At 66.1% G+C, this 11,668-nt stretch carries 10 protein-coding genes; 5 read left to right on the top strand and 5 right to left on the bottom strand.

Annotated elements, in window-relative coordinates; translation table 11 throughout:
- Positions 1-79: 79 nt before the first annotated feature.
- Genes CHB86_RS20050 through CHB86_RS20035 form a run of 4 tightly spaced genes read right to left on the bottom strand, consistent with a single transcriptional unit; the run spans position 80 to position 3,705 of the window.
- Entirely contained in the window at positions 80-859 is a 780-nt protein-coding gene (locus CHB86_RS20050) for an ABC transporter permease (RefSeq protein WP_089234889.1), read from the bottom strand.
- Complete coding sequence (locus CHB86_RS20045) at positions 856-1,683, bottom strand: ABC transporter permease (RefSeq protein ID WP_089234888.1); 828 nt, start codon at positions 1,681-1,683, stop codon at positions 856-858. Before CHB86_RS20045 ends, CHB86_RS20050 begins: the two co-directional genes overlap by 4 nt.
- A 4-nt stretch (positions 1,684-1,687) precedes the next feature.
- On the bottom strand, positions 1,688-2,710 hold the full coding sequence (locus CHB86_RS20040) for an ABC transporter substrate-binding protein (protein WP_089234887.1): 1,023 nt from the start codon (positions 2,708-2,710) through the stop codon (positions 1,688-1,690).
- Entirely contained in the window at positions 2,707-3,705 is a 999-nt protein-coding gene (locus CHB86_RS20035; RefSeq protein WP_089234886.1) for a LacI family DNA-binding transcriptional regulator, read from the bottom strand. The genes CHB86_RS20040 and CHB86_RS20035 overlap by 4 nt, the downstream gene beginning before the upstream one ends.
- 574 nt (positions 3,706-4,279) lie before the next feature.
- Here CHB86_RS20035 and pta point away from each other — a divergent pair.
- Entirely contained in the window at positions 4,280-6,415 is a 2,136-nt protein-coding gene (gene pta / locus CHB86_RS20030) for a phosphate acetyltransferase (RefSeq protein WP_089234885.1), read from the top strand.
- Positions 6,416-6,628: 213 nt separating this feature from the next.
- Here the strand turns inward: pta and CHB86_RS20025 are convergent, their stop codons facing one another.
- Positions 6,629-7,525, bottom strand: coding sequence for a MurR/RpiR family transcriptional regulator (locus tag CHB86_RS20025; protein ID WP_089234884.1), 897 nt, complete (start codon positions 7,523-7,525; stop codon positions 6,629-6,631).
- A gap of 323 nt (positions 7,526-7,848) precedes the next feature.
- On the opposite strand from CHB86_RS20025, the gene CHB86_RS20020 reads away from it, so the two are divergent.
- Genes CHB86_RS20020 through CHB86_RS20005 form a run of 4 tightly spaced genes read left to right on the top strand, consistent with a single transcriptional unit; the run spans position 7,849 to position 11,657 of the window.
- Positions 7,849-8,916 carry an extracellular solute-binding protein gene (locus CHB86_RS20020; protein ID WP_089234883.1) on the top strand — a complete coding sequence of 356 codons (1,068 nt, stop codon included), beginning with the start codon at positions 7,849-7,851 and terminating at the stop codon, positions 8,914-8,916.
- 1 nt (position 8,917) lies between these two features.
- A complete protein-coding gene (locus tag CHB86_RS20015; RefSeq protein WP_089234882.1) occupies positions 8,918-10,024 on the top strand; it encodes an ABC transporter ATP-binding protein in 1,107 nt (368 codons plus the stop codon).
- A complete protein-coding gene (locus CHB86_RS20010; protein WP_089234881.1) occupies positions 10,021-10,884 on the top strand; it encodes an ABC transporter permease in 864 nt (287 codons plus the stop codon). Before CHB86_RS20015 ends, CHB86_RS20010 begins: the two co-directional genes overlap by 4 nt.
- A complete protein-coding gene (locus CHB86_RS20005) occupies positions 10,884-11,657 on the top strand; it encodes an ABC transporter permease (RefSeq protein WP_089234880.1) in 774 nt (257 codons plus the stop codon). The genes CHB86_RS20010 and CHB86_RS20005 overlap by 1 nt, the downstream gene beginning before the upstream one ends.
- Positions 11,658-11,668 lie beyond the last annotated feature (11 nt).

The following is an 11,668-nucleotide window of genomic DNA, read 5'->3' as shown; positions in this document are numbered from 1 at the left end:
TGGGGCGGAGGCTGCCGGCACTTGCCACCGAGCGCACGGGAGTGAGGCGCCATGGAGAGGCAGTGCATCTGGGATCGGATCAGACATAGCGGGACAATCCGATAAAACGTTCGGCGGCAAAGACGATGCCGATCGACATGAACGCCAGCAGTGCCGAGAGCGCCGCCACCGAGGGATCGTAGTTGATCTCCATGTAGGCGATCATGTCGATGGGCAGGGTGCGCAGACCCGGCCCCGAGAGAAAGAGCGACACCGGCACCTGGTTGAACGAGGTGACGAAGCCGAGGATGAAGGCCGCCAGCACGCCGCCGCGGATGTTGGGCAACACGATCCGGCGAAAGGCCCCGAAACGGGTGCAGCCGAGCATCAGCGCGGCCTCCTCCATGTCGACCCGAAGGTTCTCCATGGAGGCGGAGACGACGCGCACCGCGTAGGGCAGGATCAGCGCCGTATGCGCGAGAAACAGGGCCAGGCCGATGCCGACGCCGAGCGGGATGACGAAATACTGCAGCAGGGCCAGGCCCACGATGATACCCGGCACGATGATCGGCGAGGACACGATCAGCTTGACCGTCTCGGCGCCGGGCACCTTGAAGCGGGTCATCGCGTAGGCGGCGGGGATTCCAAGCACCAGTGCAGCCAGTGTGCCGAAGATGGCAAGGAACATCGAGACCCCGAAGCTGGCGCGGAAGCTCTCCACCTCGAAGACCTTGATGAACCACTTGAGCGACAGGCCCTGCGGCGGGAAGGCGAGGTTGTTGCCGGCCGAGAGCGCGGCGGCGATGATGATGAGGAACGGCCCGATCAGGAAGGTCAGGGTCAGGCCGAGGATGATCCAGGTGGACAGGCGGCTGTTCATCGCGATTTCCTCGCCGTCGCGAGCCGCTTGAGCAGCAGGTTGGCGGAGAAGCTCATGACGATCAGGATCATGGCAATGACGGAGGCGGCGACGAAATCGTTCGCCACGGTCACCCGCTGGTAGAGCAGGGTTTCCAGCATCAGCACCTTGGAACCGCCGAGGATGGCGGGCGTGATATAGGCCGTCATGGAGCCGGTGAAGACCAGCGTGCCGCCGATCACCAGCCCTTCGCGGGTGAGCGGCAGGATCACCTTCCAGAACACCTGGAGCCAGTTCGCCCCGAGGATACGGGCGGCCGGTACCGCGTCGCGCGGCATGTTTTCCATCGCCGAGACCAGCGAGATGATCATGAGCGGCAGGAAAAGCTGGAGCAGGCCGATGAAGACGGCGGTTTCGGTGAAGAGGATGCGGATCGGCGTCTCGATGAGGCCGAGGTCGACGAGGATCTGGTTCACGAAGCCGGTGCGGCCGAGGATCACCAGCCAGGCGTAGGTGCGGGCAACCGGCGAGATCATCAGCGGCAGCGTCACCAGGCCGAACATGCGGCCGCGCGACGTGGGCGGCAGGCTGACGATGGCGAAGGCCGCCGCGTAGCCGATCACTGCCGACACAGCGGCGACGAGCGTTGCAAGCTTCAGCGTGCGGAAGAACACCGTCTGGTTGCGCGGCGACGCGAAGAATTCGCCATAGGCAGACAGCGACCATCCCGTCTCGGTCCGGAAAGCTTCTGACAGGAGGATGCCGACCGGCAGCAGGAAGAGCGCCGCGGCGAAGATCGCCGCGGGCAGGACCAGGGCCAGACCGATTGCCCGGTTTTCAAACATGGCCTTACTTCACGACCTTCGTGTTCCACTGCTCCAGCCAGCTCTCGCGCTCGTCGAGAATGGTGGCCGGGGCGAGAAGGTCGAGTTGCGACACGGTCTCGGCGCCGTAGGTCAGGTTGGCTGCGATGTCGTCGGAGACCTCGACCTCGGCATTCGCGGGGCTGTCGACCAGCGCGTTGGCGAGGGCGGACTGGATCTCGGTCGAGAGCCAGAAGTCCATGAACTGCAGCGCCAGCTCCTCGTTTCCGTTGTTCGCGGTCATCACCATCACGTTCATGCCGCCGGTCTGGCCTTCCGCGGGCGTGGCCCAGGCCATCGGCAGGCCGTTGTCCTTGAACTGTCCCCAGGCGAAGCGCCCCACGGGAGCGGCCCAGATCTCTTCCTGCTGCATCAGCTGGGCGAGCTGGGAGGAGCGAACGTAGAAGGTGACGATATCGTCGGCCTTCTCTCCCACGGCCTCGATCGGCGCGGTCAGGTCTGCGCCGGTTTCGCCCATGGCCTTGCCGAGCATGTAGAGCGCGGGCGGTCCCTGGTTGGTGGTGATGTCCGGAAAGGCGACGTTGCCGGCAAGCTCCGGCGAGAGCAGGTCGGCCCAGCTGTCCACGGTGACCTTGTCCGAGCGGTAGACGATGGAGGTGGCGTAGAAGGTGTAGCCAATGCCCATGTTGTCGCCGAGCGGGTCCTTGGCGATGTCGTAGAGCTTTGCGTGGTTGGACAGTTTGGCCACGTCGATCGGCTGCAGCAGCCCCTTGCGTGCGGCGCCGAGCGCGTCGTGCGTCGACAGGACGGCCATGTCGATCACGGGGGCGTCCTTGTTGGCCTCGATCTTGGCGATCCGCTCGATCGAATTGCCGGTCTCCACGACGATCTCGCAGCCGCAGATCTCCTCGAACGGGTCGTAGACCAGTTCCTTGAACTCGTCCTGCGCGAAGGAATAGACCGAGATGGTCAGGGTCTTGTCGGCCGCCATCGCCGCGGCCGAGAGCGCCAGCGTCGAGGCGCCGGCCAGTGCCAGGGTCTTGATCATGTCGTCACATCTCCTTGTTGGGTCGTCTTGTTATGCTTTGGGTCGTTCGGGGCCGGGCCGGTGGAGCCGCGCACCAGCAGCTTCATCGGGACCAGCCGGGGAGCAGGCAGGGGGACGGCTTCGAGCTGCAGCAAGAGATGCTGAACTGCCGCCGCCGCGATCTCCGGCATGTTCTGGGCGAGCGTGGTCAGCCCGGGCGTGATCTGCGCCGAGAAGCTGAGATCGTCGAAGCCGAGTACGCTGACGTCGCCGGGAACCGAGAGCCCTGCGCCCTGCAGGCGGGTCAGGGCGGTCAGAGCGTGCAAATCGGACGTGGCGGCAAAGGCCGTTGCGCCATCGCCCGCCAGCGCCGCGAAATCGGGTGCGGCCTCTTCCAGCCAATAGACATCGGCGCGCGTTTCCGGGGCGAGCGCGGCCTGCATGCCGGCGATCCGGGCGGTCTGAACCGAGGAGCGCCGGCTATGGCCGAGCAGCACAAGCCGCCTGTGTCCGAGCGCCTGCAGATGCTCGACGGCGATGCGTCCGCCCTGGAAATGGTCGGCGCAGACGCTGTTGCCCGGGGTCGCGGCGGAATCGATGATGGCGGTGGGCAAGCTCAGGCCGCTGACCTGCGTGCCGCGGCAGGGCACGATGACGATGCCATCTGCCCCGCGCTGCATGATGCGCTCCAGGGCTTCGGTCTGGGCGGTCGGGTCACCATGGGAGTCCGCGATCAGGATGCCGTGGCCGGTGCGCGAGGCGGCTGCCTCGATGGCCTGCGCGAAGGCGGGGAACAGCGGGTTCGAGATATCGGGCAGCACCAGCCCCAGCACGCCGCTGCGTCCGGTGCGAAGCGCCCGGCCCGGGCCGCCGGGCCGGTAGCCGATCTCGCGGATCTTCTCGCTGATCAGCCTGCGCGTTTCTTCCGAGACCCGCCCCTTGCCGGACAGCACGTTGGACACGGTCGCCGTCGAGACGCCGAGCTCTTTCGCGATGTCTTTCAGCTTCGGTTGCATGGCGGGTGAAGGGCGGTCGGTTGGGGATGAAAAATCGTTTAATCACACTAGAATCATCCATCTGTCTGTCAACTTTGAGTTGTTCGGCGAAAGGCAGGATCTCGGGACTGAGATCCGGTGATCATCGTATCATTCGGGAAAGGATTCAGATGTTTGCAGGTGCCACCCCGCGTTGAACGTCGCCGCGCTGGCGTCGCCCGAACTCCCGAGGCTTGATCATTTGCCCTATTATTGTGCGGAATGATCTGCCATCTGCGTTGACTCTGGGCGGGACAGGTGAAGCCTTTCGACCCTTCCGCCGTGTGACAGGACGGGCAGGAACTGCCGTGGCCGTGACGAACCACCGCACCTTCACGCTGCCTGCCTTTTGCCGCCGATAGCCCCGAGATGCCTGTATTTTCTGCGCTGCGACAATGCATATGCAGCAGGCGGCATGCCGGTGTGCACTGGCGGCGGGTAGTGTGTGGAGATCGCGTCCGTATATTTGTCGACAAGCTTCAGCGATGTGTGCTCGCGGACCCTTTCGGGCCGGTTGAGCGCCGCTCGCGTTCCTCAACAACCCTGGATATCCGGCATGCCATCGAAAAAAGTTCTTTTCCTCGCCTCGGCCAATCTTGAAGCGGGCCTGACCTCCATGGCCCTCGGGCTCGCGCGGGCCCTGCAGCGGGAGGGGCTGAACGTGGCCTTTTCCAAGCCCATCGGGCAGTCGCCTCTCGGGGCCGGTGGGACGGCCGACCCGTCCATCGCCTTCGCCCGCGATCTCTGCAACCTGCCGGTCACCGGTTCCCTGCCGCTTACGCGGGCCTCGGACCTCGTCGCCGCAGGTGATATCGACGGGCTGATGGACGAGGTCGTCGACCTGATGGACGAGCTCCACGGCGATTACGACGTGCTTGTGGTCGAGGGGCTGGTCGCGGTCGAGACCGACACGCTGGCGCTGCCGGTCAACGCCGCGATGTGTCGGGCGCTCGGCGCGGATCTCGTGCCGGTGGTCAACGCCAACCGCCCGTCGGCTTCGGATATCGGATCGCTGGTCCGCCGCGTGGCCCGGCAGTTCGGAGGGAATGACGACACGCTTGATGTCGACGGCGGATTTGCCGGCATTCTCGTCAACAAGGTGCCGGAAGACACCGATCCGGACAGTCTGCACGGCCTGATGCAGGCCGATCTCGGTCCGAACCTCCCAATCCTCGGAACCGTCCCATTCGACCCCAGCCTCTATGCCCCGCGGCTGCAGGAGATGGTCGACGCGATGAACCTGACCGTGGTCAACGCGGGCGCGATGGAGTCCGGACGGGTCAGCGAAGTCGTCGTCGCCGCGCGCTCGGTCGAACTGGTGTTGCCTTGCCTGGTGCCGGGCGCCCTGCTCGTCACCCCGGGCGACCGGGCGGACATCTGCCTGGCCGCTTCGCTCTCCTTCCTGAACGGCACCCGGCTCGCCGGCCTGCTGCTCACTTGCGGTAGCCGGCCCGACGCGGTGGTGAGCGAGATCATGCGACCGGCGGCCGAGGCCGGCCTGCCGATCTTCCTGGCCACCGATGACACCTACAACGTGGCCGCGCAGCTTGCGCAGCTCGATTGCCACGTCTCCGCCGACGACCGTCACCAGATGGAACGCGTGATTACGTCGATTGCCGACCGCATCGACGTGTCCGCGCTCCTGCCCAGGCTTGGGGCCGCGACCAAGCCGCTGCTGTCTCCCTCGGCGTTCCGGCACCAGCTGGTGCAGCTTGCCCGCTCGGCGGACCGTCGGATCGTCCTGCCCGAGGGCGAGGAGCCGCGCACCATCGAGGCGGCGATCAAGTGCGCCCAGAAGCAGATCGCCAATTGCGTGCTGCTGGGCGACCCCGACGCCATCGCCGCCAAGGCCGCCAAGCTGGGCCATGTGCTGCCGTCGAATCTGGAGATCGTCGATCCGGCCTCGATCCGCGCGCGCTACGTCGCGCCGATGGTGGAGATGCGCAAGCACAAGGGACTGACCCCGGAGCAGGCCGACGCGCAGCTGGAAGACACGGTGATTCTCGGCACCATGATGGTAACCGCGGGCGACGTGGACGGGCTGGTCTCCGGCGCGGTCCACACGACAGCCGACACGGTGCGGCCGGCGCTTCAGCTGATCAAGACCAAGCCAGGCGCCAAGATCGTCTCCAGCGTGTTCTTCATGCTGATGCCGACCGAGGTGCTGATCTACGGCGACTGCGCCATCAACCCCGATCCCTCGGCCGAGGAACTCGCCACCATCGCCATCCAGTCGGCTGAAACCGCGATCGCCTTCGGGATCGAGCCGCGTGTCGCGATGATCTCCTACTCGACCGGCGGGTCGGGCATCGGCTCTGACGTCGAGAAGGTGCGGGATGCGACGCGTCTGGCCCAGAGCCTGCGCCCCGATCTGCTGATCGACGGCCCGTTGCAATACGACGCCGCCTCCGTCGCCAGCGTCGGCAAGCAGAAAGCGCCGGACAGCGCGGTTGCGGGCCGGGCGAACGTGTTCATCTTCCCCGACCTCAACACCGGCAACACGACCTACAAGGCGGTGCAACGCTCTGCCGGTGTGGTCAGCGTCGGTCCGATGCTGCAGGGCCTGCGCAAGCCGGTGAACGACCTGTCGCGCGGCGCGCTTGTCGAGGACATCGTCTACACCATCGCCCTGACCGCCATTCAGGCCGCCGCGCCCGAGGTGCCGGCCGTCTCCGTCGCCGAAGCGATCTGAGTGTGCGCCCCGCCTGAAGCCATCCGGGCGGGGCCAATCCAGACGCGAAAACCCATTGTGGTCGGCGCTCGACCGCCGTCCTCCCGCCTTCAGGGGCGTCGGCTCGTATGATTGCGCAGGGTGGCCCCGTTAATGCGCCACCGCGTAGACATGGTTTGCCACACGGACTTCCAGCCCCCCACCGAACTCTTGCAAGCACCGCGATCCGACCGGTCAGCCCTTCGTGGCGGGTCCGGCAGCCGAGGGGGCGGATTCCAGTTCCCCGAGGGTCTCGCGCAGGGTCTCGACCTCGTTCAGGTGGTGAATGCCCCGGTCTTCGAGTTCGGCGGCGGTCTCGGTCGCCAGCATCCGCAGCAGCGTAAGCGCACCGACATAGGAGTCGATGGGCAGGGGCGTCTCGACGCTGCAGGTGAAGGTCCAGGTGGCGAAGGCCGGGGCTTCGCGCAGGCTTTTGTCGGCGATCAGGATCACCCGCGACTGGCGTTCTGCGATCAGCCGGATGATTTGGCTGAATCGCGCCGGACGCCTGCGGAACCCGACGACCACCGCGACGTCCTGCGGCCCGAGGCCGGCGATCCCTTCGGCGATCGTCTGGCCGTAGAGACCGAGGGGCGCAACATCGTGGCGCAACTGGGCCAGCTGGGCGGTCAGGTAGTCCGACAGGAAACGGCTGTTGCGAAAGCCCATCAGGCGGACCTGTCGGGCGCCCGCAATCGCCCGGGACGCCTCCCGGAGGGCGCCGGCATCGAGCCGTGCCAGGGTGGCTTCGATCAAGCCGGCCTCGGTGCGGAGGAGATCGGCATTCGGTTCGCCGCCCGTGCCGCGCGCGGAGGTTTCCTTCATGAACAGGGGCGAGCCGGTTTCGCGCAAGGTGCGGGCGTCCTGCCGGGCCTGTTCGAAGCTGCGGTAGCCCAACCGTTGCACCAGCCGGCTGACAGTCGCGTTGGAGACCTGGGCATGTCCGGCCAATTCGGTGGCGGTCCAGACGGGCATCTCGGCGGGCGCGTTCAGGATCGTGTCCGCCACCCGCCGCTCGCTGTCGGGAAGGGCGGCGTAGGCTTCGTGGATGCGGCGCAGAAGGGATCCCTGGGTGGCTGGTTCGCTGGTCATGTGCTCTTCGCTCGTTGCCTGCGCAGGTTTTCTCGTTTGCGCGCCGGCTGCAAACCGGTGTTCGCGCGGCCGCGCCAATTGGCAGGGGCTGCAGCCAATCTGCACCGGTCGAGTCGGAGCTGCGGCTGGAATAACCGGCCTGTCTGGCTGACAACCTCCGCGACGACGCGTTGGTTTTTGGGCATCTGCCTGCCCGGGGCGGCGCATTCTTGGGCACTCGCGAAATGTGTGGTGATTTTCATGATTTGATATTATGTGAAAATTGAATTTCATGAAAGCCTGAGGGTGCTCGACTTTCCGGCCACAGAACGAAAGGACCGACCATGTACCGCCGAGACCTCCTCAGGACCGCCCTTGCCGGGGCCGCGCTCGGGGCGCTTGGCCCCGCCTCCCGTGCCTACGCCGCGACCGACATCCTCTGGATGACGTGGGAGAACCTCGCCAAGGACGACTACCTCGCGCCCTTCTTCGCCGCCAACGACGTGGCGCTGACCAAGACCTTCATCGGCACCGATGACGAGCAGTTCGCCAAGCTGCGCGCCGGTGGTGCGTCCTCGGTGGACCTGATCACGCCCGGTCTCGACAAGGTGGAGTTCTACACCGCCTCCGACCTGCTCCAGCCGATCGATTTCGACAAGGTGCCGAACGCCGCGTTGCTCTATGACACCTTCAAGAAGACGCCGCTGGGCAAGGTCGATGGCGAGACCTACGGCATCCCGTTCTACTGGGGCATCAACCCGATCGTGTACCGGGCCGACCTGATGGACGAGGAGCCGGACTGGTCCGTGTTCTTCGAGGGCGACAAGTACAACGGCAAACTCGCGATGCGGGACTACGCGCTCGAGGGCATCATGATCGCCGCGATGTACCTGGGCATCCCCGAGAGCGAGATGTTCGATCTCGACGACGCGCAGCTGGCCGAGGTCAAGAAGGTCCTGATGATCCAGAAGTCCAAGCTACGGACCTACTGGAATTCCATCGGCGACCTGACCAACCTGTTCGCCACCGGCGAGGTGGTCTGTGCCTTCTCCTGGGTGCCGCCCTATTACGACCTGCGGGCGAAGGGGATCGACATGGGTATGGCCAAGCCCAAGGAGGGCGTGATCGGCTGGTGCGATACCATCGCGGTGCCCAAGGGCGTGGAAGGCGAGCGGCTCGACGCGACCTTCAAGCTGGTCGACTACCTGCTCGGCCCGGACTACGGCAAGATGCTCGCCGTCGGCGGTCCCTATGCCCAGTCGACCTCGGCCGCGCGCGACATGCTGAGCGCCGAGGAGCAGGAGAAGATCTTCATCAGCGATCTATCGATCATGGACAGCTTCGTCTGGAAGAAGAACCCGCCGCGCTACAACGAATGGGTGGCCCTCTGGAACGAAGTGAAGGCCAGCTGACATGACGACGCCTGATCTTCGGGCAGAGACGGACGGGAGCGGGCGCGCGCAGCGCCCGCTCCTCGAAGCCAAGGGGCTCTACAAGAGCTACGGCGAGGTCGACGCTGTCTCCGGCGTGGATTTCGCGCTCGACGGCAACAGCTATGTGACGCTGCTGGGGCCTTCGGGCTGCGGCAAGACCTCGATCCTGCGAATGATCGGCGGTTTCGAGGAGATCACCTCCGGCGCGCTGACCCTCGACGGTGCACGCCTCGATGAGATCCCGGCGGCGCGGCGGCCGATCAACACGGTATTCCAGAGCTACGCGCTCTTTCCTCACCTGTCGGTGCTGGACAACGTCGCCTTCGGGCTGAGCTATCGCGGCATTCCCAGGTCGCGCATCCGGCCCACGGCGCTGGAGGCGCTCAAGACCGTCCGTATGGAAGCGATGGCCGACCGTCGGCCGCGCCAGCTCTCGGGCGGACAGCAACAGCGCGTGGCGCTGGCCCGCGCCATCGTCAACGAACCGCGGTTGCTGCTGCTCGACGAGCCGCTGTCGGCGCTTGACCGGCGGATGCGCAAGGACATGCAGATCGAACTGAAGGACCTGCAACGTCGCCTCGGGATGACATTTCTGCATGTCACCCACGACCAGGAAGAGGCCTTCGCGCTCTCCGACCGCATCATCGTCATGCGCAACGGCCGGATCGAGCAGCAGGGAAGGCCGGACCATATCTACGCCCGCCCGAACACCGCCTATGTCGCCGATTTCATCGGCGGGGCGGTCTGCGTGCCGGGCGAGGTCGTCGACCGGCAGGCGGTCGACGTGATCCTCGACACGGCCTTGGGCCGTTTCCAGATTCCGGGCGCGCCACCACTCACGGCCGGCATGGCAGCGGTGCTGTGCCTGCGTCCGGAAAACCTCTCGCTCGCCTCCGACGGCTTGCCGGCCCGCGTGACCCATTGCGTCTATCGCGGCTCGGACTGGATCGTGGAGTGCGAGAGCGCGGGGCAGCTTCTGCAGGCCACGGCACTCGACACGCCGCCGCCGCCGGGCTCGGATGTGAAGCTGAGCTTCGATCCCGCCCGCGCCTGGGCGGCAGCGGCAGAACAGGGCGTAAGCGCATGAGGGGACTGCCGGGACAGATCGGCACCTGGCTGGCGATGCCGGTGGTGGCGGCGCTTGTCGCGCTCTGCCTCGCGCCGCTGCTGATCCTGCTGGCCTACAGTTTCTTCCAGGTGGATTTCGTCGCCATCTCGCGCGATCCGACCTTTGCCAACTACGTCAAGATCGCCGGCTCCGAGACCTACCGCGGCCTGATCGCACGCGCCTTCGGCTCCGCTCTTCTCGTGGTCGCGATCACCGCCGTCATCGGCTACCCGGTCGCCTGGTTCATCGCCAAGCGGGTGACCGGGGCGAAGTCCACCCTGCTGACGCTCTTGCTGGTGCCGCTCTATTCCGGCGACCTGGTGCGGATCTTTGCCTGGCGGGTCTTGCTGGGTGCGGAGGGCGCGATCAACCGCACGCTCATGTGGCTCGGGCTGACCACCGAGCCTCTGGCCGGGCTGCTCTTCAGCCCGCTCGCGACCCATATCGCGCTGACCTACAATTACCTGCCTTTCATGGTGATCGGCCTCTGGCTCGCCTTCGAAAGCCTCGACGACGCCTGGCTCGAGGCAGCGGCGGATCTCGGCGCGCCTGCGGCCGACCGGTTCCGCCGCGTGACGCTGCCGCTCACCTCGCCGGGGCTGATCGCGGGCGGGCTGATGGTCTTTGTCATGGTGGCAGGCGACTACCTGACGCCGCAACTGCTTGGGGGCGCGTCGGGCATCACCATCATCTCGGCGGTCAACGACCTCTTCGGCACCGCCTTCGACTGGCCGCTCGGCTCGGCCATCGCCTGGACGATGCTGGCGATCCTGATGCTCTGCTTCGGCGCGGGTGCGCTGGCGATCCGCCGCACCGCGCTCGTTTCGGAGGGCGTGTGATGTCCCGGCTGGCAACGTTTTGGGTCTGGCTGGTATTCGGTTTCATGTATCTGCCGATCGCCATGATCCTGCTGTTCTCGCTGAACGCGTCGGACGTGATGGCCTTCCCGCTGCGCGGCTTCACGACGGAATGGTACGGCGCGATCCTCGCCGATGGCCGGCTCGGGGGCGGTTTCCTCACCACGCTCCTCGTGGCCTTTCCGGTGGCGATCCTGACCACGCTCTTCGGCGCGGCGGCCGCGCTGGCGCTTACGCTCTACCCGGTGCGGGGCAGGGGGCTCTTCGTTGCGGCGTTGCTGATGCCGTTTCTCGTGCCGCGGCTCATCCTGGCCGTCTCCCAGCTCATCCTGTTCAAGGAGGCCGGGATCGACCGCTCGCTCTGGACGGTCATCGCGGGGCAGTCGATCATCATCCTGCCCTTCTCCACCCTGATCATCGTCTCGGTGCTGATCCGGATAGACCGGCGTCTGATCGAGGCGGCGGCGGACCTGGGTGCCCCGGGCTGGTCGTGCTTCCGCCGGGTGGTGCTGCCGCTGATGGGCAACGGGCTTCTGGCCTCCTGGGTGATCGCCTTCGTGCTGTCCTCTTCCGAATACGTGCTGACGGCGTTTCTTTCGGGGCGGGAGCAGCCGCTCTCCGTGCTCGTCGCCTCCGATTTCCGTTTCGACCTCTCCCCCAGCCTGAATGCGCTTGCCGTGCTGATCGTGCTGGGAAACATCGCGCTTGTCGTGCTGGCGGAAAGCATCCGCTGCCGGTCCGGGCGCACGAACTGACTGGCAGGACC

The sequence above is a fragment of the Tropicimonas sediminicola genome (genome assembly GCF_900188335.1).
Taxonomy (GTDB): Bacteria; Pseudomonadota; Alphaproteobacteria; order Rhodobacterales; family Rhodobacteraceae; genus Tropicimonas; species Tropicimonas sediminicola.
This window is presented reverse-complemented; position numbering and strand designations above follow the sequence as displayed.